The organism is Butyrivibrio sp. AE3004, assembly GCF_000703165.1.
Taxonomy (GTDB): domain Bacteria; phylum Bacillota; class Clostridia; order Lachnospirales; family Lachnospiraceae; genus Butyrivibrio.
In genome coordinates this window covers 161,097-182,407 of record NZ_JNLQ01000001.1, presented here as the reverse complement: position 1 = coordinate 182,407, position 21,311 = coordinate 161,097, and the positions used below count along the sequence as shown (strand labels likewise).

Sequence of the window (21,311 nt, the reverse complement as noted above, 5' to 3'; positions counted from 1 at the left end):
ATTATCTAATATTTGTTCGGAGAGTCGGTATCTTATGGTACCGGCTCTCCTTTTTGCGTCATTCTTCCAGCCGTGCTAAACTATAAATATTCTTATGGGAGGACTCACAATGCCAAACTCTAAAGTCACAACAATTACAATTCCCCTTAAAACTGAAAAGTGGCAGGAAGATTTACTTGAGAAACGTATGGAGATATGTCGCAGTATTTATAATGCTATGCTTTCTGAACGTATCAAGACATATGAGAAGATGCTTAATTCTGTTGAATATAAGAAGTGTATCGACACCATTTATCAAGCTTACAGAGAAACTGACAAAGAAAAGAAGAAAGAACTCAAGAATTCTCTTGAATACAAGCAGGCTGTGCAACAGGAAAAACAACTCATGATGGATAATGGTTTTACAGATTTCCATTTTCGTAGCATAGCTTCTATACATGCCAAGCATTTTGCAGATGTTATCCCATCAAATGTAGTAATACGTTCTATTGGAATTCCTATGTGGGCTGCTTTTCAGAAGAAAATCTACGGAAATGCTAAAAAGGTTTATTTCAAAAAGCCCGGAGAATTGCATACCCTGATAACCAACAATCTAAGCGGTATGGTCATTGCAAATAAGAAGGGCAAATCCGTTAAAAACATGAGTCCTGATGAGGAGTATTGGTGTTCATATAGGTCTAAAGCTGGGAAGAATCTGATGATGCCTCTTATATTAGACCGTAAAGATATATATCTTATGAAGATGATAGAGCATGACATAAAGGTTGTCCGTCTTATTAGAAAGAACATAAAGGGCAGAAGCCGCTATGCCGTTCAGCTTGTTGTCGATGGTGCTCCATATATAAAGAAGGATAATGATGGGAAAACTCTGCATCCAATAGGAGATAAAAAGCTTGGGGTATACATAGATACTACATCCATTACTGTTTTTGATGGGGAGAATATCGAAAAAATAAATATCCGACTGCATGATGACAGGGAAAAGGATATTGGTGAACTGCAGCAGTTCATGGACAGATCCAAACGTATCAGCAATGCGGAAAATTTTAATGAAGACGGGACCATTAAAAAGGGTGTTTATGAAAATAAACATCGTATTTCCCTAAAGTGGAATTATTCTAATAACTACATGAAAGCTAAAGCTCGACTGGCGGATATCAGACGTATCCAAGGTGAGAAACGTAAGATACGAGCAAACATGATCGCAAATGAGATTTTGGAAATGGGACATGATATCAATATCAATGATTATTCATTTTCAAGAGCTGCTGCAAGACAGACGTTTTCTGAAGGTGAAGAACTGACGAAAAGGGGAACAGCTAAGAGCAAAAAGAAAGCTGGTAAAGCTATAATGGAAAATGCCCCAGCTATGATCGTTAGTCTTATGGATATGAAGCTTCAGCAGAGGGGATATGATGGTTTAAAAAAATGTAAACTGCATATTGATTCGAAGATAGAGGATTATAGGGATTTTTATGCAAAGGAACTTTTTGAGATGAAATAGGCAACAAAAAAATCAATGCCTGGGCACTGACTTTTTGACTTTTTTATATTTAGTTGTCAATCCTTTAGACTGTAAAACAGTGGCTATGTACGTCAGTTTCTTCTGTCAACAAGAGCATAACAGACACTGGCTGATTTCCATAAACCTTTCTCCTTGCGGAAGGGTGCTAATTCAACCTGTGGATATTATAGCATGAATCATGTGTCGAAAAAAATAGCCCTATAGGATTTTAATTACTAATCCTATAGGGCTTATAAGTTACATTGAAAATTAGTACTTTCTGAGTGTATATACACAGTTGATCACTGTCTGTACAACCACATCTATATCTGTTTTATCCAGATCAGGACCTAAGCTAAACCTTACACTGCTCATGGCTTGTTTGTCAGTTAAACCGATAGCCTTAAGAACATGACTCGGTTTACCACTTCCATTATGGCATGCTGAACCGGTTGAACAGTAGATTCCTTTCTCTGAAAGCATTTCAACAAGTTCATCAGATTTTATATCAGCAAAACAGTAATTAAGATTTCCGGGAAGCCTTCTGTCAAAATCATATGTGCCATTTATCTCTACATCATCTATGGTATTCATAATCTGGTAATGCATATAGTTTCTAAGTTTAGTCAGCTTTTGCAAATCATCTTCACGTCTTTGCATCATTACTTCAATAGCTTTACCAAAGCCTACAATTCCAGCGACATTTTCTGTGCCTGGTCTGAGACCTTGCTCTTGTCCTCCACCGTACATGAGAGGTGTGATGTCAGAAGATATGTCCTTGTTTTCATCTTTATTTATGTATAGGAATCCAACACCTTTTGGTCCATGAATCTTATGCGCAGAAGCGGAAAGATAATCTATATGTGACTTCTTTACATCTATGGGAAGATAGCATAACCCCTGAGTAGCATCCACATGATATTTGACGTTATGCTTATGACATATTTCACCTATGGTCTGTATGTCTTGTATTGATCCTATTTCATTGTTCGCAAGCATAGTTGATACAAGCTCAAACGGATTATCCATAAGCGTGTAATCCAGCATAGAAGTATCAACAAATCCTTCCTGTGTGACGTTAAAAGTGAATATATTCGGCTGATTTATCACTGAAGCGTGTTCTATCGCCGTACAGAGACATTTTTTATCTGCATTCATATAGAATACCCAGTTGTTTGACTCTGTGGCACCTGATGTGAAATAGATTTCTTCAGGGGAAGCGTTTATAAGTGATGCTATTATGGAACGGGTATGTTCTATTGCTGCGTGTGCTTTACGACCTAATGGGTAAAGGGATGATGGATTACCGTAGGATGCTGTAAGGTAGGGTAGCATTGCATCTAATACTTCAGGATAGAGTGGGGTAGTGGCTGAGTTATCTAGGTAGATGAATTGTTTATCGGTTTTATTCATGAATTCTGTTTCCTCCTGTCACGTGAATGCTTGTGTTAATCGCAAACTAAAACAGCAGTATGAATGATTGATTGGTCCATTCATACTGCTGTTTTGATCTGTGATATTTCTATGAAATACAAAGGTCTATATGATTTTCTTTCTCGTAATCCTTAGCTATGTAAATGTAGTGATAAACAGTTCTCCTTGATACGTTTAACTTCTTTGCGACATCAGTAGTACTGACATCTTTATTCTTTATAGCTGGGTAAAGCTTCCTGAAATCCTCAGGTAAATCATCATATTGCAGAGCATTTCTTCCGAGTTTATTCCCTTTACTTTCAGCTATACTTGACCGTTTCTCAGAAGCATCAGATACCATATCATTTATGATGGATAACATATCAAGCATACCTTTTGTATGGTCGGAGAGTGTGTCATCACGACAGTCAAAAGTGATATTTCCTATGATTAAACGGAGTTTATATTCTTTGATTGTGTTGAAAAGGTTATATAAGCTAACGGGAGAATAGGAGATACGTGTGTAGTCTGTGGTGATGATTGTGTCACCGGGTGTGGACCGATGTAGGATTTCTTTGTACATTGTATTGTACTTGTTGGTACCCTTATCAAATTCATGGAAAATAAGCTTATCGTTAGTTACTCCAAGGGAACGGAGCTGTGAATCTAACTGTTGTAAGTCTTTTTCTGTATCGTTTTTATAATAACGGATATAGCCAAAGATTTTTTCCATGTTTGAGATTCCTTTTGTTACATGTTATAGGAGCACGAGTGGCCACTCGTGCTCCAAGAAACAAAAAACTTATGAGGACTATGAGGTAATCCTCGATTAATAATATAACATGTTTAAGTAATGTGATTCAATGAAAATTACAGGATCATGATTTTGATGTGTGACTCGTCAAGACGTTCCATTACACGATATTTTGTACGTTCTGTTGAAGCTGTGGCAATGGAATTGTCGTTAACTTTAACATAGGAATTTACCTGTGCTGTACCATCGTCTATGCAGACAAGTTTACCGAGTAGACCTACTGCAGACCATTCAGGACGAGAAGAGCGGGGGATGTATTCACGAGTGGGATCATACATGCGCTTCATCTTTGCCCACAAGCACGATATCACGCACTATAGGCAAGACAACCTATAGTGCCAATCTTCATTTCAAGGAGCAGGGACAGACCTTTTCACAGAAGCTGAAAAGGGTGCTGAAGGCAGATTGCGCATAACAAAAAGAGCCGATTTTTGTTCCGGCTCTTTTGAATACTGTATTTGTTTGATATCGCAAAATGCGACATCAAAAATTATTTTATTGTTTTTAGTCTCTTGATTAGGTCGCTAGCCATTTGTTTATCCTGGATCAATGTTATTCCGAAGCATTTAGTGCCAGCGTCCTTGATAGAGGCACCAATATGATACACATCAGTATCATCGATTACCAAAAAACGGTCATGGAATATGGTTGTTCCTTTGACTGTAAGACTGGGGTATTGGCGGTTAAAATTACTGATATCAGTCTGGCTCAAAGTCGTTTTTGGGTGAGTGTATATTGTTACGGCTACACCCTTCTTTTTCTTGGCAAGAAGATTCAGCGTCTTAATATCAACGTATCCATCAATCAGTGACAGGCTTTTCTTTGCTTTTTGGATAAGAGAAGCTATAAGGCTGAAAGCGTCGTAAATCTGACCATCGTAGAATATTTTTTGTTCTGACTCAGCATGATCTGAAATGTAATCGAATACTTTATCGAATTTTGCATCGGTCTCCTTTTGGAACTCCAACTGCTTCAATTCGACATTGCTGATTTTTTCAAATAGCAAAGCGTTGTTAGATATAAATCTACGCATTTCAACGAAAGTATTCATTATACGGACGCTGACATTTACAGCAGTATCACTGTGGAGAACAGCGGATAGCATGGCTATACCTGGCTCTGTAAAGCAGTAAGGGAGCTTTCTGCGTCCACCACGACCTTCATTGTTTGATGTCGCAATTTGCGACTTCAAAGAATTATATTCTTCTTTGGTCATTTGAAAGCAAAAAGACTCTGGGAAACGACCGATATTACGCTTCACACTTTCGTTAAGCCTTCTGGTCTCGACTTGATATAGCATAGCCAAGTCACTGTCCAACATAACCTGTTGCCCACGGACTGTGTAAATTAGGCTCCGTATCACGGTTTCGGATACTGGAGTGATTTCATTTTTTTCTGTATCTTTTTCTTTTGCCACTGTTGTTATCCTCGAAATGTTATATGGCTGCGACATCAAACAGCCTGTGGATAGAATACCATATATCAAAGAAATTCTCTACATTTTTTTCATAAAAAGGCATGTTGCACCAGCCTAGATTTTGAGCGGTTTTTCAGAATTCCCACAAGAAAAAGTACAGGATACTATTGACAAGTAGCAACAGGTGTTACTACCAAATCAACATTGGCAACTGTCGTAGCTAAGTATGACACATTCGTTCTCGTAACTAATGGCATGTATAAATGGTCCGTACATTATGTGGATCTGATGCAACTGTCAACTAGATTAAAAGATAAAGCTGAAGAGCTTAATAATAATTCAAAAGAGGAGTGTAATGAAGAATGAATAACGAACAGCACGACGCAATTATGAAAGAATACAGAAAGCAGCTTACCGCATCATATACAAGAGGTGTTGTCACAGGGCTAAAGCTTGGAGCTAATTATGTAGCTGAGTGTCTTAAAAGTCCTGAAGAGTGGGTCAAGCTTGAAAAGGATGAACTTATGGATATCTTAGGTAATGCACTTGCTATGGCAGAGACAATTAAGAATGGAAGAATCGGTGTTGCTGATATGGAGACCGGAGAAGTCCATACAGAAGACGAAGATGATGACGATGAAGATATTGATGATGAAGATATCGATGAAGATGAAGATGAGTGACATTAATATGGAAGAAAAGAAATTTTTAACAATTAAAGATGTATCAGAAGTATTGCATCTGGGGTATAATAAAACTAGAAAGTTGTTTCATCTTGCAGGATTTCCTTCTATTAAATTAGGTGGTGTATACCTGATAGAAGAAAAGGATTTATTTACATACCTGGATAAGCATAAAGGTTCGCAAATAAATGTGTAAACAAGATTGGATGCAATTATTGTAAAAATCATTGTAAAATCTTACAATAATTCTCACGCCCCTTATAAATACTGAAGTTTATACCTCGTGCCAATTTCCGTGCGTAGGATGTTGCCAATGAGGTGTTTATGTCATCGTTCTTTTTTCAGAAGGGATTTTCGGTAATGACAGGGTACGGACAAGATGGATTACAAAATTAAAACTATGGTAGGATTTAAGGTAATTGGTTTTGCAAGGGTATTTGATGGAGAAACTGCTTATATAGAAATTCCAAAGTTTTGGGATGAGATTAGTGAAAAATATGCGAGCAATGTCTGGAAGGGAATCGCGCCTACAACCCCTTATGAGAAAGCAATTGTAGATAACAACATCGGTGAATACGGCGTTTGTGTTGATGATGTTGGCGAGGGTAAGTTCACCTATATCGTTGCAGGCGTTTACAAGGGCGGCGAAGTCCCTGAAGGTATGATTGTTTATGAATTTCCGGATTTTGACTGGGCTATCTTCGACTGTTATGGACCGTGTCCTAAAGCACTTCAGGATGTGAACACGAAGATTTTTAAGGAGTGGATGCCGGGAAATCCTGATTTTGAATTTCCGGGTCGTGCGAACATTGAGTGGTACGGAGACGGAGATCCAAGTTCTCCGGATTATCACAGCGCAATTTGGATTCCTGTAGTAAAGAAGTGATCAGGGTGTGAGGGAGAATACTAAATAATATGATTTTATTTATTGATGCTTGTGTTAGAGAAAATTCAAGGACAAAGAGGCTTGCACAAGCTCTCTTGAAAAAGCTTAATGAAGAGGTTTTTCGTGTCGCTCTTAAAGAGATTTCCTTTAGTGTGACGGATGAAACTTATTTGCAGAAGAGAGATAACCTTATTTCTCAAGGTGCTTTTGATGATGACATGTTTGCTTTGGCCAGGCAATTTGCAGAGGCAGATACCATCGTGATAGCGGCTCCCTACTGGGATTTGTCTTTTCCGGCTATGCTAAAACAGTATATTGAAGCTATAAACGTCCTCGGAATTACTTTTGAGTATACACCGGAGGGATTTCCAAAGGGCCTTTGCATGGCAAACAAGCTTTATTATGTCATGACAGCAGGGGGAAACTATGTTCCGACGGACTATGGATTTGGCTATATAGAAACCCTTGCTCAGAATTTCTACGGAATAAAAACTGTAGAACTGATCAAAGCAACCGGACTTGACATCATTGGAGCAGATGAAGAAGCTATTTTGAATGAGGCGATTAGTACCATCAGTGGAATATCTTAAGTTTTTTGTGATAAATATCTATCTTGTAAATAACGGGAGGATATATGTTTATTGATGAATTGATAGAAGCAGTATGCAAAGAAAATGGCGCCAGTAAAGTATGCAGATTTGCGCAGGATGGAATATCACAGATAATAAGCAAATATGTTAATTCTATGTCTGAGGAATCTTATTCGGAGTGGATTAATTATCTTATTGCAACAGCAGAACGAGCAGATCTGATGGGGTACTCAGATCATATAGTGCAAGTGATCAGAAAATGATACCGACCATTATAATACTAGCCATAAAAAAGTGGTTGCTGATTTATAATCCTGAGCGGTACTCAAGGCTCATATATGGAGCGATAAGGAGGAAACATGAAAAAATTTGATGCGGTAGTTTTTGATATGGACGGAGTTATTTTCGATTCCGAGAGGGCAACCATGTATTGCTGGCTGGAACTTGCAAAGAAGTATTACATTGAGAATCTTGAAAAGAACTTTCTTGCCTGCACCGGGACAACTAATCAGAGAACACGGGAAATAATGATGGAAGCTTATGGCGAGGATTTTCATTATGATGCCTTTGCCAAGGAAGCATCCGTAATGTTTCACGAAAAATATGATGGTGGTAAGCTTCCAATAAAGAGCGGAGTGCATGTAATTCTTGACTATCTTAAATATCAGGGTAAGAAAATTGCTCTTGCGTCATCAACCAGAAAGCAGACCGTAGTTAATGAGCTTAAGGATGCAGGTCTTATCGATTATTTTGATGAAATAATTACCGGAGACATGGTCACTCACAGTAAGCCACATCCGGAGATTTTTCTCCTTGCCTGCGAGAAGATTGGCATAAAGCCTGAAAATGCTTATGCTATCGAGGACTCCTACAATGGAATAAGAGCAGCAAATGCCGGAGGACTTCGTCCTATCATGGTACCGGATCTTCTTCCTGCCAACGAGGAGATGAAGAAGCTTACAGAGGCGGTTCTTACCAGCCTTGATGAAGTGGTAAAGTATTTCGATAAATAAATATAGCACTATTTGAGCAGTGATTATTCTTATGTGAAAAGAACACTGCTCTTTTTCTATGTATAATTGAACATAGGCATAAATAGAAAACAGGAGATGCACAATCCGTAACAACATTAACATTTTGAGAGGACTGATATGGGTAATTGGGGTGAAAATCTTGACTATGAAGCGCAGGCTCTTAAGGAGTACGAAGGGCGCTTTACCATCAATTTCAAAAAAATATACATGGATGTGGATGAGATATCGCAAAAAACACTTGAAGTAACAGATAAACATCCAAAGGATTCTCTGTTTAAGCTATGGGCAGGAACCATGACAGGAATGTTTATATTTTTCCTGTTTTCATATCAGGTGTTTGCGCTTATCACGATACCGTTTCTGGCATTCTATATAATTGGACTCCTCAGGATAGCAAAATGCTGGAAGAGTTTTAAGTATAGCGTAGCCGAATTCTGGGGAATGAGTGTAATTGGTATTTTAGTTATGTTTGCGGCGGCTCAGATTTTGCAAAGAGTACTTGAAAAGATTATTTTGTAAAATGTGAATGTGCTGACAAAAGGGCAGAAAAGGTACAGGTAATCCGCATTTGTCTGGGAAAACTGGTCAGGACCATTTAACACTCAGGGCGCAGGCCTTGGTTCACTAAATCATTATTCAAAAGGAGCTGTTTGTGAATGGCTGTTCAAGACTATGTGCGGAATAAACGTTGACGGAAAAAATCATTTTGTTTCCGGAGTATATAGATATTAAGAATTCATGATACGTTGAAGCTGCCTTGGACTGCAATGTAGTTTAAAGGCGGCTTTTTCTATGCCCTTTAGGGTGTTATCTTCGCATTTATAAAAATACTATAAATCGCATATTTTTGCACCAAAATAATGATATGATAAATGAAGGATAACAATAGCAAACAGGGAAAGGTTTAGGGAAAACTTATGGAATTTTACGGAAGGAAACCCAATTATAATGTTCTCCACAGAATGATGTTCGGCATGGCAGAGTTTTACAATGGGGGTGCTTTTGTTATCATCAACACGTTTTTTGCGGTATTTATGACCAAGGCTCTTGGCATGCCTGCTGCTCTTGCAGGTACGATTCCTCTTGTGGGAAAGGTGTGGGATGCTGTAACCGATCCCATAATGGGCAATATTACTGACAGAACCACATCAAAATTCGGGCCTAAGAGGTTTTATATTCTTATAGGTGCATTTGCTTCGGCGATAACTTTTCTTCTATTATGGGTGAGCATTCCAAGCACATCACCTGTGGTTCTTTATATCTTTTATCTGTTTATGTATTGCCTGTTTTCAACGGGCTTTACCATACTTTTTGTTCCTTATTACGGGCTGCTTCCTGACATGATGGATGACTATGCAATGCGTGCAAAATTCTCCAACTGCCGCATGATCATGTCAACCCTTGGTTCCATGGTATGCGGCCTCATACCCACTTTCATAATAACAGATACGCTGAACAAGGCATTATATATGAAATGTGCGCTAATTTTCAGCATTCTTTTCCTGTGTACATCGCTTATTACTTTCTTTGGAACCTGGGAAAAGAAAAAGGAACCAATTAACACAACTCTTGCAGAAAGCTTCCCTCAATCCGTAAGTGTATTAAAGAGTAGATCCTTCAGGCTTTTCCTTGGCCTTTATCTCTTTGGGCAGTGTGGAATGGACTTTGTTTCCGGTATGGCTGTTTATTATGTGGACGATGTTCTAAACGGCTATGGAAATGGTTACTTTACCTATCTCATGGCGGTTCTTCTGATATCGCAGCTTGTCGGTATGCTTATCTTTGGACCTGTGATGAGTAAAACATCCAAGAGAACAATAATACTTATCGGCGCACCCATAAGACTTCTTGGCACTCTGGGACTTCTGGCTTTTTCCTACGAAGGGGCAAATATTGTTTTTATACTGATTTTGACAGCGCTTATAGGCTTGGGTAATGCTGCAACTCTCACCGGTATCTTTGCAATAATGGCTGATATGGCTGAAGTTGACGAGCTCATTACCTCTATCAGAAGACCCGGGATTGTCTCAGGTATGGCCACCTTTATAAGAAAAATCTCCGCAGGTGTATCTGCATCCGTTATCGGAATTCTGTTATCTGCAGCAGGTTACGATGAAGTAATCGCCAATAGTGGCGGGCGCCAGGCGTTGGAAACCCAGCATGGTATATCCCTGATTTTCATTATCTGTCCTGCAATATTGATAACATTTTTATTTGTTGTAGCAATAATTTTCCCTATTACCGGTAAAGAATTTACAGTAATTCAGAAGGAAATAGCCCGAAGAAAAGGTGAGGATTCATCCATAGCTACAGAAGAAGAGAAGCAAATCTGTAAAAAGGTCACAGGCTTTGCTTATGATAAACTTTGGGATATTAGAAATTCAAATAAAAAATATTGAAGAAAGAAGGTTAAATTATGAGCTATCCATTGATTTGGGCCCACCGCGGAGCCAGTGGTTATGCGCCTGAAAACACACTTCCTGCATTAAAAATGGCTGCAGATATGAAGGCTGATGGAGTTGAGCTTGACATTCAGCTTACAAAAGATAATGTGATTGTGGTCTGCCATGATGAGACCATAAACAGAACCGGAAACGGTGCAGGTTTCATCAAGGATTATACCTATGAAGAGCTGCTTAAATTTGATTTTTGCAATGGTAATCAGGCTTACGAAGGTGTAAAAATCCCTACCATGGAGGAAGTATTTGATTTACTTGATCCGACAGGCCTAACCATAAATATCGAACTCAAGACCGGAGAGATATTCTATCCTGATATTGAGAATAAGATTGTTGAACTTACAGAGAAAAAAGGCTTTTCGGACAGAGTCATCTATTCTTCTTTCAACCATTACTCGATTATGAAGATTAAGGATTTACGCCCGGAGGCAAAGGTCGGTTTCTTATACGCAGACGGTCATCTCAACATGCCCGGTTACGCTGCAGAAAACGGAGCAGATGCACTGCATCCCGCATTCTATAACCTGCAGTACCCTGATTTTATGGATGACTGCAATATGTTTGAACTTGACGTAAATGTATGGACAGTAAACAGAGCGGCAGATATGATCAAATGCCGGGATATGGGCGTAAATGCTGTAATCACCAACTATCCGGATAAGGCAAGGGAAATCTATGAACAAGGTTAATTTCTTAGGTGAAGACAATTTCATCCAAATAATGAAAACTGAAAACCACGATTTTCGAAAAGCCCATGTAAAACAGGGCAAATTCAAGTCTTTTGACAATACCACTCTCAATTACTACTTTGCCTTACCTGAAAACGCAACCAGGATTGTTGTTTTAGTTCATGGCTTTTGTGAATTCTTCGGAAAATATCATGAGTACACCTGGTATCTGTATCAGGCAGGATTTGGCTTTTTCTTCATGGAGCAGCGCGGACACGGCTACTCTGAAGGTAAGGCAAAGGATCCGGATGTAGTCTATATAGATGATTACAATACATATGTGGAGGATTTCCATACTTTTATGGATAAGGTGGTAATGCCTGCTACTTCTGAAAAGAAAAGAATTCTTATTGCCCACTCTATGGGAGGTGCCGTAGGTACTCTTTTCCTTGAGAAATATCCGGGTTATTTCGACAGGGCTATCCTAAGCTCTCCTATGCTTAAGATGAAGTCGGTTCCTTCAAAATTTGCGATTATCGCGATAAGTATCTATGCATTTTTATTTAGAAAGTACAAATCAATGGCCCCCGGTCAAAAGCACTTTGATGGAATCCCCGTGTTTGAGACAAGCAGTGCCGCATCCAGGGCCCGTTATGACTATATGTTTGAAAAACGTTTAAAAGACGAGCATTACCATACCTATGGTGCATCCATTGGCTGGGCACTGGCAAGCTATAAAGTTTATAATAGGATTTTCAAAAACACTTCAAATCTCTCGCTGCCAATAACTGTATTCACGGCGGGACAGGACCATCTGATTGATTCCGATGGCTATAGGAAATTTGCTAAGAAAGTCCCCCACGCGAAGATTATTACTTTTGAAAGTTCAAGACATGAAATATTCAATGCGACTGAAGAAACACGTAACGAATATTACAGACAGGTACTGGGGATTATCGATTCGTCTTCATAAATGGAGCATATAAAGAATTATGATGAAAAAATCATTTGGGACAATTTTTATCTTTCTTATGAACGTATTGCTTTTAGCAGGCTGTGTTCAAACTCAGTCAGTTGAAAGTGACTCTAAAACCGAACAGGAAGCCGTCAAAGAGAGCACAGATATCGGAGAAGCAGAAGATAACATAAATTCTGACGCGTCCGAAGAAAATAAAGACGAGGAAGTATCAGAGGGAATCTCCGATAGTTCAAATGAAGATATTTCTGAGGAACTCTCTGACAGTTCAAATGAAAATATTTCTGACAGTTCAGCTGAAGAGACAGAAGAGACCACGCCTTCATCATCTGCTTTCGATTTTGCCGGTGCTTTTGCAGAAGGGCAGGTATACAACAACGGAGGCTACTTTGTAAAAATCAGGGATAAGGTGTATTTCAGGAATATTGTGCCTGAATCAATGGAGAAAGGAGCAACCTTCGGAGAATTTCTTAACACTGAGTTTTATACAATGAACTGTCCTATTATATCTTATGACGTTAATACCTGTGATTATGAAGAAATCGGTACTGTTGCGGGGACAGGAGAGTTGTATGCCTGCCCTGAGGGTTTTTATATCGGAGAAACAGTTCCTGACATGTTTGATGCCAGCTGTACAAACCTCTATGATCCGGTAACGAAAGAGAAATCCTATTTCTGTTCAGGATTACCCCGAGGCGTTTCTGAAAGTGGCAAAATACTCGCCGTGGACGATAGTGGCGGAGGCGTCATTCTTACAGTGTTATATAAAAACGGCAAAGAGTGCGCAAGAATAGGTGGCGAAAATATTTATTATGATTATGCAGGATTCGCCGGAGAAACACTGATCACTGTATTGCACAACGCAAATGAGGAATACATCTTATGTTCGGTTGATGAATCCGGAGAAATTACTGAGCTTGGAATGATCGGTAATTCGGACCATGGCTATGGCGTAATCAAGCAGTTTGAATACCATAACGGATATGTATATCTTTGCCTGGGATATTATGAAGGAACCGGACATTTCCTTAGCAGATGGGAAGTTGTCAAAGCAAAACCCGGAGAAAAAGGAAGTCTTGAAATTGCTATTAATGGTGACGATGTCCCAAGCACATATGAAGGCGAAGGCCCGGATCCCGATGTTCAAATTTTCTACTTTGATAAGGATGACACAATTAATTGCTCCGAGCATGTACCGTATAAGTTATATATGGGAACCGGTGATAGCGGAAATGACCTTCTATATTATAATGATCTTTTTGAAGAATGCCCGCTGGTAAAGAATTTCATAGACAGTAGCGATTATGAAAAATGCTCGATCATACAGGATATGGAATCTATAGATAAAACTGCGTTTATCATTTATGCCGATGCCGAAGCAGACAGTGAATATGACCTTGGATGGCGTACCGGCTACCGAATGACAGGCTGGCATATTTGTGCCATTCCGTTTGCTCCCGATCATCTTGATGAACAAGGGCTTGCAAAGGAAATCATTCATTTTGAAAAATAACATCATTCGCACTAGTAGTCCATAAAATCCTTCATCTGGCCACAGCAAATTGAGAAGCTGACTGATTATAAGCTTGTTATTATCCCTGCGATGTATAGTGCAAGTAATGATACTATCAGCGAGATTGAGAAGTATGTGGACGGAGGCGGACACATACTCATGACCTTTTATGTGATCTTATATATAACACAGCTTCACTGGCAGGCATGGAATTAGATTGTACCGCAATTTTCCCTCTTATTATAAGGAAGGGGATAAATCAAAGTGGCAAGGAACTTACATATTACTTGAATTTTTCTGACGAAGAGATTACTGCGGTTATTAAAAATGCCGGCACAGAGCTTTTTTCAAATAAAGCTGTAGGTACGGGTGAAAAAATCGTAGTTCCTGCCTGGAATTTAATAATAATTGAAGAGTTATAAAACATATTATTTACAATGATATTTTTTTGAATCTGTTGATTGTATATAAAAAGACTTGACTCTATAATGAATTTACGGGAATTTCATTATAAGAGGTAAAAACAGTGACTATAACTATTGATTCAATAATTGCAATAACCAAAGAAGCAGGAGAGCTTTTACTTAGTGCGAAGCGTCCTAAGATAATGGAAAAATCGGGACATGCCAACTTTGTAACCGAAACAGACGAGAAGGTTCAAAGATTCCTCATGGAAAGACTTGGTAAGGCTCTTCCTGAAGCAAAATTTCTTGGAGAAGAAGACGGACAGGATGTATTTTCATCCAAAATGGCAAACGGATACTGTTTTGTCATAGATCCGATAGACGGAACATCAAATTTTATTTATGAATACAGACCCTCCGTTATATCCGTGGGACTTCTTAAAGAGGGTAAACCCTATATGGGGGTTGTTTATAACCCTTATGATGATATGCTTTTTTCTGCAGTTGAAGGGCAGGGAGCTTACATGAACGGTGAAAGGATAATGTCATCAGAAGCTCCGCTGTCTAATCAGCTTGCCTGTTTTGGGACTGCGCCTTACTACACAGAATACAGAGACAGGTCTTTTGATATTGCAAAAAAACTCCTTCCTTTGTGCGTTGATCTGAGGAGATCCGGAACGGCAGCGTGGGATCTGTGTTGTGTCGCAATAGGCAGATGCGGTCTGTATTTTGAGATGAAGCTCCAGATCTGGGACTATGCTGCTGCAGCACTCATAGCCACTGAAGCCGGATGCAAAGTAACTGATATTGATGGCAATCCGCTTTCATATACAGGTGCTTCATCCGCCTTGTGCATGTCTCGTGGTGTAAAAGAAATACCGGAATGCTTTAAATAAAAGAGGAGGTATTGATCATGATTTGTTCCAATTGCGGTAAAGAAATAAAACCGGGGCAGAAATTTTGCGGTAATTGCGGAACAATGGTTCCCGGAGAATCAATTGTACAGAAGGAAACATTTTACGTAAAAAAGCTTCCAATGGTAATGATTGTTCTTTTGACATTGGGACTTCTCCTTACTTCCTTTACCATGGGTGCGGGAAGCATGGTCTTTGCAATGGGAATTTCCTGTATCCAGGGAATCGTCCTGATATTTCTCATCTACAGGCTTGACAGGATAGAGCCCGAGCCGGTCTCTCTGCTTGTGAAGCTGTTTTTGCTTGGAGCACTGCTTTTACCGATTGCGGCAATGATAATAGAATCGGTATTTGAAATCGCAGTAAATGTTGTGTCCTCGGAAGGAACAATACTGCACAGTATTCTGGATGCATTTTTTGTCGCAGCTTTCACAGAAGAAATCTGTAAGTACGCTGTATTGAAAAAGCTTACATGGCGTCATCCGGCATTTAATTTCCGATTTGACGGAGTAGTCTATTCAACTACAGTCGCTATAGGATTTGAAGTGGTAGAGAATCTTCTTTACCTGATCGGGTCAGATGCCAGCACTGCATACCTGAGAGCAGCATTTCCGGGGCACTGTATATTTGGAATATATATGGGATATTATTATGGGCAGGCAAAGAGCCTTGAGAACATGGGCGATGTTACCGGTTCCGCAAAAATGAGACGCAAAGGTCTGCTCACAGCCATTCTGATTCACGGAATTTATGATTCCGTTGTCATGGTATGCAGCGGAAGCGAAAATGAGATGCTCATTTTTACATGCATGCTGTCAATGGTGGTTATAATGTGTGTCTTGAATGTTAATGCTTATAAAAACATCAAGAAATTTGCACACGAAGATAAACAGGTTTGATTTGAGAATAGCAAAAATGAAAACACTTATTACCGGAACAAGCCGTGGAATCGGTCTTGCACTTGCAAAAAAATATGTAGATATGGGACATGAGGTCATAGGCTTTGACATATCGGAGAGCGACTTTAATGCACCGTTATATAAGCACATGCTTGTGGATATTACAGGAAAACTCCCTGAAATAGAAGGAATAGAGGTTCTTATTAACAACGCAGGAATTCAGGATGGCCCGAATGTTATCGCAACCAATTTAAATGCCACTATAGCAGTTACTGAGAAGTATGCATTTCAGGACAAAATACACTCGGTGCTGTTCATGGCATCTTCAAGTGCTTCCAACGGGGCTGAGTTCCCTGAGTATGCAGCAAGTAAAGGCGGTGTAGTGACCTACATGAAAAATACTGCGCTCCGCCTTGCAAAATACGGTGCAACCTCAAACAGTATCTCAGCAGGCGGTGTTTACACACCACTCAATGCGCATATAATCGATAGCCCGGAGCTCATGGAGCAGTGCCTTAATGAGACACTTCTTCACAGATGGGCAGCGGCAGAGGAGATTGCTGATTTTTCATATTTCCTCACAAACGTCAACAGAAGTATGACGGGGCAAGACCTTCTTATTGATAACGGAGAACAGTTAAAAAGCAACTTTATATGGTAAACAAAAGCCCTCATACCGATTTTTCAATTGATATCAATCGGTACGAAGGCTTTAATTATTTCTTCTATAAATTCTAAACTATCAGTTATTAACAATTTTATCTGAATTTACTTTCGGTGAAGCATCCTCAAAATGAGTAAGCTCATAAGGCATACGATTCATACAAACAGCTACAAGAATGATAGCAATCAGCTTATCAATATAGTCTGTTACAGCCTGAGTTACGAAAGCTCCTCCAAAAAGCTTAAGTGCTGTCTGTGAAAGTGCCTGAACAACAAAAGTTGTAAATGCTGCGGATGTGATTCCTCCAAACAGGAAAGTCTCTATGCATGCTGAAAGAGCAGAAGCAGGAAGTGTTACAATAAGACATTTCCATAATATGGAGGGCATTGAAAGCTTCTTATTATAGAAAAGAAGACCTGCGATCACGCCCATAAGCACACCGCTAAGTGAAAAATAAATTGCGTATACATCGCCAAGAACACCGTTTATCAGGCCGCCTACAAGAGCGGTAAGTCCACCTGCAACAGGTCCAAGTGCTATTCCTGCAAGCATTGTTCCGATACTGTCAAGGAAGATCGGAAGACTCAGAAGCAAAGAAATCTTACTTCCAACAATATTAATGGCCACCGCAAAAGCGACTAAAGTTATTTTTTTAGCATTGATTTTCATAATAATTCTCCTAACTCTTTTTTAATTTCGTCTCTTGCGATTCCTAATGTCACCTCAGAATCAAATTACCAAAACTATTTTTGTAAACGTCCGGTTCAATATTCAGTACTCTTGTCAAAAACATTTCCCAGAATTTGGGCTTATCAACACTCGTGTATATAACAGAATTGCTGTCCTTTCGGTAAAAGCCCATAGAATCCACAACCGTCTGCCCCATACTTATACCACCGGTTTCTACATCCGTAAAAGCTTCGAATCCTGAGAGAATATCAGGATCAAGGAACTGAGCAACGGCAAGGGGATCATTTATTACACATCCGCGGATATGCTCCCACTCCCAATGAAACTTAAAATAAAAGTTCGTAATTTTCTCAATGAAATCTCCTGTTGAAGGATTAACCTTTTTGATCTCATCCAGAATTTCAGGGGTAAGAACAATCTCTCTTGTCACATCCAGTCCGACCATTTCAATCTTTCCATGATTTTCATAGAGAGTTTGGAAAACAAGCCTTGCACTGTCGGGGTCCTCCCAGTAATTGTACTCCGCAACAGGAGAGCAGTTGCCGTGACTTCTAAAGTTTCCACCCATCGATACAAGTCTTTTTATGGACATGAACGCTTCGGGTGCTTCATCAATAAGGGCAGCCAGATTTGTCAGAGGGCCGAGTGCTATCACAGAAATATCCTCTGTCATAAGAGCCTCTTTCATGAACTGAACTGCAGTTTTTTCGGGAATTTCCTGCCCTTCAATCTCAGGTAAGAAACTCTCCCCAAGACCATCTGCGCCGTGGGTATCAAGAGCATTTACATAGTCTCTTTTTCGTGGTCTATCAGCACCTGCAAATACCGGTATATCAAGCCTTCCAAGAAAATTAAGAATACGTTTTGCATTTTTAAAACCCAATTCGACGGGAGAATTACCCGCAACAATTGTGATTCCGATAACTTCAATCTCCGGACTGTTAAGAGAGAGCATAATTGCCAGGGAATCATCTATTCCCGGATCACAATCAATTATTACCTTATTCATAAATTAAAACTCCGACGGAAAATGGGAATTACATAGAAATTTTCGAAAAAATAAAAGCCCTGCAAATACGCAGAGCTACATAAAATACAGAATTATTCCATGTAGTCCCGGTTTTGTTTATCGACAGGAAGGTACAAATGAACTGTCGTTTCTTGCGAAGAAAAATTATACATTGTTATACGTTAACATGCAAGTATAAATTAAATTATCCACTTGTCTGTGGGCGTCATACCTCCATAGCCCCAGTCCTCATCAGAATCCTGAACCACGAGAGAAAATCCGAGCTTCCTCACGATATTATCAGAACCCTTATTTGCCGGAAGAACACTTGCGGCAATAATCTCAATATCTGTTTCATTATTAAGATATTCAACCATCATTTTCACGGTTTCCGCACCGATACCCTGACCCCAATATTCCTCCATAAGTCTTACTCCGATACTGACCTTGTGAATATTATCCTTATAGCCATAGAATTCTGCCAAACCACAAAATTCATCCTCCTGAAAAATACCAAGAATGATTGATTCTTCAAAGCATTCAGTATAGAGGTGATCAATCACATAATTTATATCAGGGTATTTTTTTTCAAATAAAAAAGTGGGTTCATATCTGTAAACAGCTTCAGATGCAACCATTCTGCCAAGGGCGGGAGCATCTTCCCGGGTTATTTTTTTGAGAGTAAGACGGTCTCCCTTAATATATGGAATTTCTGAAAATAACTTTTTCATAATCGCCTCCTCTATAAACTCTTTTTATATCTGATTTAAGTCCGTTCGGTTGCCAGTACCGTAATACTCTTAAATTCTAGCACTCGCTTATATGTCATTCAATGCTTGAACAAATTTGAAAAATCTTGGAAACTCAATTAGTCATAATTATTTTCTTACAGCTGTTTTTACTGTATAATAGCTATTTGGGGAATTATTAAGAAAAAAGTTTAAAAGGGGAAATCGAAAATGAAAAAAGTAAAAAATAGTCAAATTCGCTCCAAAGGGTATGGCATACATGTAGACTATAAGTAAAAGTTAATAAACTCTTTAGGGAATATACATTGTTTGTATATTCCCTGTTTTTTACAATTAAATGGAGCCTTTTTTGCTATAGTACGCCCTTTTTTAGGGTATTACGAAAAAGGCATACATGGAATAAGTTTATTGTGTAATGTAATTTGATTTAAGAGCCGGTCTGTATGAGAAAAAAAACTGACAGTTTACTGTTTAAATTTGCAATAATCTTTGTGATCTTCACAATGATCACCATAGCTCTTAGTACGATTATTACCTATGCCAGTCAGAATAGTATTTATCACAAACAATGTGAAGAACGTATTCAGGATATTGCTGAATATCTTGAAAAACTCATGATAGCAGATGGTGATGAATTTGTTGTAATCCTGGAAAATGATGATTATAAATCCATGGAAGACCTGGTGGCGGAATGCAATAATCAGCTGGACCGGATTTCAAACGATGAGAGCCTTGAACCATGGGAGCGAATATCAGCCGCAATCGGCTTTGCCAGATTTGACCCGTCGATTGATAACGGGTATGAAAATGTTTTCAAACGCGCAGACAAAGCAATGTATGTGAGAAAGCGCCAGATGAAAGCTATCAGGATTGACTGATTAGCTATATATGCATTATCGTTATAATAATAAAAAAATACTTATTATCATTGGAAGGTTTTGAAAAAAAGGTGATTGGATGAGTGCTACAATTATAAAGGATAAGAAATTTGATGAGGAAAGAGCCCTTTACGGAAGCGATGGAATTATTGTAGAAAATTGCAGCTTTGATGGACCGGCTGATGGAGAGAGTGCCTTTAAGGAGAGTAAAAATATCGAGGTCAGGAACAGCTTTTTTAACCTTAGATATCCCTTCTGGCATGATGACAATCTTAGGATTGACAGAAGTGAAATGACAGACAAGTGCAGGGCAGCACTATGGTATACAACAAATGTTACCATAACAAATTCCAAACTTCATGGCATTAAAGCCCTCCGCGAGTGCTCAGATATCCGAATAGAGAATAGTGACATCATTTCTCCTGAGTTTGGATGGTCTGTTAACAATATTGAAATGAAAGACACCTCCGTGGAAGGTGAATACTTCATGATGCGCTCTGACAGGTTAACTTTCGAGAACGTAAAACTTAAGGGTAAGTATTCATTCCAGTATATTACTGACTCTGCGTTTGAAAATTGTGATTTTGATACAAAGGATGCTTTCTGGCATGCTAAGAACGTTGTTGTAAAAAATTGCATAGTCAAGGGAGAGTATCTTGCATGGTATTGTGAAAATGTGACTTTTGAGAATTGTACAATAATTGGGACGCAGCCTCTTTGCTATTGTAAAGGATTAAAGCTTATCAACTGCAAAATGCTAGATACAGACCTCGCATTTGAAAAATCAGATGTTGAAGCAGTTATTACTACTCCCGTTATTAGTATCAAGAACCCTCTGAGCGGCAAAATTACAGTTCCCGAAGTGTCTGAGATCATAATGGATGACGAAAATGCGAAAGGTGAGATTATTGTTAGCTGAAGGGAACTCTGTGTGAAAGCTTTTCAGAATGATGAATTAAAAAAGTGGCATTACTGCTTTTTTATATCAAATACCTTTTCATAGAGTATATTGAATATTTTGGCAAGTATAACATGTATCTTTATAGATGAATTTTAGTAAAACTTTTCAATATTTTAGAAGCAAGGCTGTACAACATTGGGATACAACCTTGCTTTTTTTAATAATCCTTATATTTTATGAATTCCT

At 38.9% G+C, this 21,311-nt stretch carries 28 protein-coding genes; 21 read left to right on the top strand and 7 right to left on the bottom strand.

Annotation, left to right across the window (positions count from 1 at the left end):
• The first annotated feature begins 109 nt into the window (after positions 1 to 109).
• A complete protein-coding gene (locus BV60_RS0100985) occupies positions 110 to 1,504 on the top strand; it encodes a helix-turn-helix domain-containing protein (RefSeq protein ID WP_029318967.1) in 1,395 nt (464 codons plus the stop codon).
• 270 nt (positions 1,505 to 1,774) lie between these two features.
• On the opposite strand, the gene BV60_RS0100980 is transcribed toward BV60_RS0100985, so the two are convergent.
• The 3 genes from BV60_RS0100980 to BV60_RS0100970 form a co-directional block, all read right to left on the bottom strand.
• Positions 1,775 to 2,917, bottom strand: a complete 1,143-nt coding sequence (locus tag BV60_RS0100980; protein ID WP_035776862.1) for a cysteine desulfurase family protein — start codon at positions 2,915 to 2,917, stop codon at positions 1,775 to 1,777.
• A gap of 109 nt (positions 2,918 to 3,026) precedes the next feature.
• A complete protein-coding gene (locus tag BV60_RS21495) occupies positions 3,027 to 3,650 on the bottom strand; it encodes a recombinase family protein (protein ID WP_029318965.1) in 624 nt (207 codons plus the stop codon).
• Between the two features lie 137 nt (positions 3,651 to 3,787).
• A complete protein-coding gene (locus tag BV60_RS0100970; RefSeq protein WP_242840917.1) occupies positions 3,788 to 4,009 on the bottom strand; it encodes a peptidase G2 autoproteolytic cleavage domain-containing protein in 222 nt (73 codons plus the stop codon).
• On the opposite strand from BV60_RS0100970, the gene BV60_RS24430 reads away from it, so the two are divergent.
• Positions 3,907 to 4,146, top strand: coding sequence for a transposon-encoded TnpW family protein (locus BV60_RS24430; protein ID WP_081846549.1), 240 nt, complete (start codon positions 3,907 to 3,909; stop codon positions 4,144 to 4,146). The two genes, BV60_RS0100970 and BV60_RS24430, sit on opposite strands and share 103 nt — an antisense overlap.
• 75 nt (positions 4,147 to 4,221) lie before the next feature.
• Here BV60_RS24430 and BV60_RS0100965 read toward each other — a convergent pair whose 3' ends face one another.
• Positions 4,222 to 5,148 carry an ORF6N domain-containing protein gene (locus tag BV60_RS0100965; protein ID WP_029318963.1) on the bottom strand — a complete coding sequence of 309 codons (927 nt, stop codon included), beginning with the start codon at positions 5,146 to 5,148 and terminating at the stop codon, positions 4,222 to 4,224.
• 204 nt (positions 5,149 to 5,352) lie between these two features.
• Here BV60_RS0100965 and BV60_RS23390 point away from each other — a divergent pair, with 204 nt between their 5' ends.
• The 17 genes from BV60_RS23390 (at position 5,353) to BV60_RS0100885 (ending at position 16,835) form a co-directional block, all read left to right on the top strand.
• Positions 5,353 to 5,514 (top strand): hypothetical protein, encoded by a 162-nt coding sequence (locus BV60_RS23390; protein ID WP_197029478.1) that lies wholly within the window; start codon positions 5,353 to 5,355, stop codon positions 5,512 to 5,514.
• Complete coding sequence (locus tag BV60_RS0100960; protein ID WP_029318962.1) at positions 5,511 to 5,831, top strand: hypothetical protein; 321 nt, start codon at positions 5,511 to 5,513, stop codon at positions 5,829 to 5,831. Before BV60_RS23390 ends, BV60_RS0100960 begins: the two co-directional genes overlap by 4 nt.
• Positions 5,824 to 6,027 (top strand): helix-turn-helix domain-containing protein, encoded by a 204-nt coding sequence (locus tag BV60_RS0100955; RefSeq protein WP_197029477.1) that lies wholly within the window; start codon positions 5,824 to 5,826, stop codon positions 6,025 to 6,027. The genes BV60_RS0100960 and BV60_RS0100955 overlap by 8 nt, the downstream gene beginning before the upstream one ends.
• Before the next feature lie 183 nt (positions 6,028 to 6,210).
• A complete protein-coding gene (locus tag BV60_RS0100950; RefSeq protein WP_051656416.1) occupies positions 6,211 to 6,717 on the top strand; it encodes a GyrI-like domain-containing protein in 507 nt (168 codons plus the stop codon).
• A gap of 29 nt (positions 6,718 to 6,746) precedes the next feature.
• A complete protein-coding gene (locus BV60_RS0100945) occupies positions 6,747 to 7,307 on the top strand; it encodes an NAD(P)H-dependent oxidoreductase (protein WP_029318959.1) in 561 nt (186 codons plus the stop codon).
• Between the two features lie 44 nt (positions 7,308 to 7,351).
• The gene (locus BV60_RS0100940; RefSeq protein ID WP_029318958.1) at positions 7,352 to 7,570 is read left to right on the top strand and encodes a hypothetical protein; all 219 of its coding nucleotides are present in this window, start codon (positions 7,352 to 7,354) and stop codon (positions 7,568 to 7,570) included.
• Positions 7,571 to 7,666: 96 nt separating this feature from the next.
• Positions 7,667 to 8,320, top strand: a complete 654-nt coding sequence (locus BV60_RS0100935; RefSeq protein WP_029318957.1) for an HAD family hydrolase — start codon at positions 7,667 to 7,669, stop codon at positions 8,318 to 8,320.
• A gap of 138 nt (positions 8,321 to 8,458) precedes the next feature.
• A complete protein-coding gene (locus tag BV60_RS0100930; RefSeq protein WP_029318956.1) occupies positions 8,459 to 8,860 on the top strand; it encodes a hypothetical protein in 402 nt (133 codons plus the stop codon).
• A 398-nt stretch (positions 8,861 to 9,258) separates the two neighbouring features.
• The gene (locus BV60_RS0100925) at positions 9,259 to 10,740 is read left to right on the top strand and encodes an MFS transporter (RefSeq protein WP_051656415.1); all 1,482 of its coding nucleotides are present in this window, start codon (positions 9,259 to 9,261) and stop codon (positions 10,738 to 10,740) included.
• A 17-nt stretch (positions 10,741 to 10,757) separates the two neighbouring features.
• Positions 10,758 to 11,489, top strand: a complete 732-nt coding sequence (locus tag BV60_RS0100920) for a glycerophosphodiester phosphodiesterase (RefSeq protein ID WP_029318954.1) — start codon at positions 10,758 to 10,760, stop codon at positions 11,487 to 11,489.
• Positions 11,490 to 11,520: 31 nt separating this feature from the next.
• Positions 11,521 to 12,441, top strand: coding sequence for an alpha/beta fold hydrolase (locus BV60_RS0100915; RefSeq protein WP_197029471.1), 921 nt, complete (start codon positions 11,521 to 11,523; stop codon positions 12,439 to 12,441).
• 58 nt (positions 12,442 to 12,499) lie between these two features.
• Entirely contained in the window at positions 12,500 to 13,957 is a 1,458-nt protein-coding gene (locus BV60_RS0100910; protein ID WP_197029470.1) for a hypothetical protein, read from the top strand.
• A 21-nt stretch (positions 13,958 to 13,978) separates the two neighbouring features.
• Positions 13,979 to 14,173 carry a beta-galactosidase trimerization domain-containing protein gene (locus BV60_RS23965; RefSeq protein ID WP_156035914.1) on the top strand — a complete coding sequence of 65 codons (195 nt, stop codon included), beginning with the start codon at positions 13,979 to 13,981 and terminating at the stop codon, positions 14,171 to 14,173.
• A complete protein-coding gene (locus BV60_RS0100900; protein WP_029318951.1) occupies positions 14,164 to 14,379 on the top strand; it encodes a hypothetical protein in 216 nt (71 codons plus the stop codon). Before BV60_RS23965 ends, BV60_RS0100900 begins: the two co-directional genes overlap by 10 nt.
• A gap of 104 nt (positions 14,380 to 14,483) precedes the next feature.
• On the top strand, positions 14,484 to 15,257 hold the full coding sequence (locus tag BV60_RS0100895; RefSeq protein WP_035776859.1) for an inositol monophosphatase family protein: 774 nt from the start codon (positions 14,484 to 14,486) through the stop codon (positions 15,255 to 15,257).
• Between the two features lie 17 nt (positions 15,258 to 15,274).
• Positions 15,275 to 16,174 carry a PrsW family glutamic-type intramembrane protease gene (locus BV60_RS21490; protein WP_051656412.1) on the top strand — a complete coding sequence of 300 codons (900 nt, stop codon included), beginning with the start codon at positions 15,275 to 15,277 and terminating at the stop codon, positions 16,172 to 16,174.
• A gap of 16 nt (positions 16,175 to 16,190) precedes the next feature.
• Entirely contained in the window at positions 16,191 to 16,835 is a 645-nt protein-coding gene (locus BV60_RS0100885; RefSeq protein WP_029318948.1) for an SDR family NAD(P)-dependent oxidoreductase, read from the top strand.
• Between the two features lie 81 nt (positions 16,836 to 16,916).
• Here BV60_RS0100885 and BV60_RS0100880 read toward each other — a convergent pair whose 3' ends face one another.
• The 3 genes from BV60_RS0100880 to BV60_RS0100870 form a co-directional block, all read right to left on the bottom strand.
• The gene (locus tag BV60_RS0100880) at positions 16,917 to 17,507 is read right to left on the bottom strand and encodes an ECF transporter S component (RefSeq protein WP_051656411.1); all 591 of its coding nucleotides are present in this window, start codon (positions 17,505 to 17,507) and stop codon (positions 16,917 to 16,919) included.
• 49 nt (positions 17,508 to 17,556) lie between these two features.
• On the bottom strand, positions 17,557 to 18,537 hold the full coding sequence (locus BV60_RS0100875; RefSeq protein ID WP_029318946.1) for a nucleoside hydrolase: 981 nt from the start codon (positions 18,535 to 18,537) through the stop codon (positions 17,557 to 17,559).
• 200 nt (positions 18,538 to 18,737) lie between these two features.
• Positions 18,738 to 19,268, bottom strand: a complete 531-nt coding sequence (locus tag BV60_RS0100870; protein WP_029318945.1) for a GNAT family N-acetyltransferase — start codon at positions 19,266 to 19,268, stop codon at positions 18,738 to 18,740.
• A 461-nt stretch (positions 19,269 to 19,729) separates the two neighbouring features.
• On the opposite strand from BV60_RS0100870, the gene BV60_RS0100865 reads away from it, so the two are divergent.
• Together BV60_RS0100865 and BV60_RS0100860 are read left to right on the top strand one after the other, a co-directional pair.
• Positions 19,730 to 20,164, top strand: coding sequence for a diguanylate cyclase domain-containing protein (locus BV60_RS0100865; protein WP_029318944.1), 435 nt, complete (start codon positions 19,730 to 19,732; stop codon positions 20,162 to 20,164).
• Positions 20,165 to 20,243: 79 nt separating this feature from the next.
• Positions 20,244 to 21,083: a DUF3737 family protein gene (locus tag BV60_RS0100860; protein ID WP_029318943.1), complete on the top strand. Its 840-nt coding sequence runs from the start codon at positions 20,244 to 20,246 to the stop codon at positions 21,081 to 21,083.
• The last annotated feature ends 228 nt before the right edge of the window (positions 21,084 to 21,311 follow it).

Bases quoted from the DNA above. Each gene is read 5' to 3' on its own strand.
- BV60_RS0100985 (WP_029318967.1), top strand. From the start codon at position 110: ATGCCAAACTCTAAAGTCACAACAATTACAATTCCCCTTAAAACTGAA.
- BV60_RS0100980 (WP_035776862.1), bottom strand. From the start codon at position 2,917: ATGAATAAAACCGATAAACAATTCATCTACCTAGATAACTCAGCCACT.
- BV60_RS21495 (WP_029318965.1), bottom strand. From the start codon at position 3,650: ATGGAAAAAATCTTTGGCTATATCCGTTATTATAAAAACGATACAGAA.
- BV60_RS0100970 (WP_242840917.1), bottom strand. From the start codon at position 4,009: ATGTATGATCCCACTCGTGAATACATCCCCCGCTCTTCTCGTCCTGAA.
- BV60_RS0100960 (WP_029318962.1), top strand. From the start codon at position 5,511: ATGAATAACGAACAGCACGACGCAATTATGAAAGAATACAGAAAGCAG.
- BV60_RS0100955 (WP_197029477.1), top strand. From the start codon at position 5,824: ATGAGTGACATTAATATGGAAGAAAAGAAATTTTTAACAATTAAAGAT.
- BV60_RS0100950 (WP_051656416.1), top strand. From the start codon at position 6,211: ATGGATTACAAAATTAAAACTATGGTAGGATTTAAGGTAATTGGTTTT.
- BV60_RS0100945 (WP_029318959.1), top strand. From the start codon at position 6,747: ATGATTTTATTTATTGATGCTTGTGTTAGAGAAAATTCAAGGACAAAG.
- BV60_RS0100940 (WP_029318958.1), top strand. From the start codon at position 7,352: ATGTTTATTGATGAATTGATAGAAGCAGTATGCAAAGAAAATGGCGCC.
- BV60_RS0100935 (WP_029318957.1), top strand. From the start codon at position 7,667: ATGAAAAAATTTGATGCGGTAGTTTTTGATATGGACGGAGTTATTTTC.
- BV60_RS0100930 (WP_029318956.1), top strand. From the start codon at position 8,459: ATGGGTAATTGGGGTGAAAATCTTGACTATGAAGCGCAGGCTCTTAAG.
- BV60_RS0100925 (WP_051656415.1), top strand. From the start codon at position 9,259: ATGGAATTTTACGGAAGGAAACCCAATTATAATGTTCTCCACAGAATG.
- BV60_RS0100920 (WP_029318954.1), top strand. From the start codon at position 10,758: ATGAGCTATCCATTGATTTGGGCCCACCGCGGAGCCAGTGGTTATGCG.
- BV60_RS0100915 (WP_197029471.1), top strand. From the start codon at position 11,521: ATGAAAACTGAAAACCACGATTTTCGAAAAGCCCATGTAAAACAGGGC.
- BV60_RS0100910 (WP_197029470.1), top strand. From the start codon at position 12,500: ATGAACGTATTGCTTTTAGCAGGCTGTGTTCAAACTCAGTCAGTTGAA.
- BV60_RS0100900 (WP_029318951.1), top strand. From the start codon at position 14,164: ATGGAATTAGATTGTACCGCAATTTTCCCTCTTATTATAAGGAAGGGG.
- BV60_RS21490 (WP_051656412.1), top strand. From the start codon at position 15,275: ATGATTTGTTCCAATTGCGGTAAAGAAATAAAACCGGGGCAGAAATTT.
- BV60_RS0100885 (WP_029318948.1), top strand. From the start codon at position 16,191: ATGAAAACACTTATTACCGGAACAAGCCGTGGAATCGGTCTTGCACTT.
- BV60_RS0100880 (WP_051656411.1), bottom strand. From the start codon at position 17,507: ATGAAAATCAATGCTAAAAAAATAACTTTAGTCGCTTTTGCGGTGGCC.
- BV60_RS0100875 (WP_029318946.1), bottom strand. From the start codon at position 18,537: ATGAATAAGGTAATAATTGATTGTGATCCGGGAATAGATGATTCCCTG.
- BV60_RS0100870 (WP_029318945.1), bottom strand. From the start codon at position 19,268: ATGAAAAAGTTATTTTCAGAAATTCCATATATTAAGGGAGACCGTCTT.
- BV60_RS0100865 (WP_029318944.1), top strand. From the start codon at position 19,730: ATGAGAAAAAAAACTGACAGTTTACTGTTTAAATTTGCAATAATCTTT.
- BV60_RS0100860 (WP_029318943.1), top strand. From the start codon at position 20,244: ATGAGTGCTACAATTATAAAGGATAAGAAATTTGATGAGGAAAGAGCC.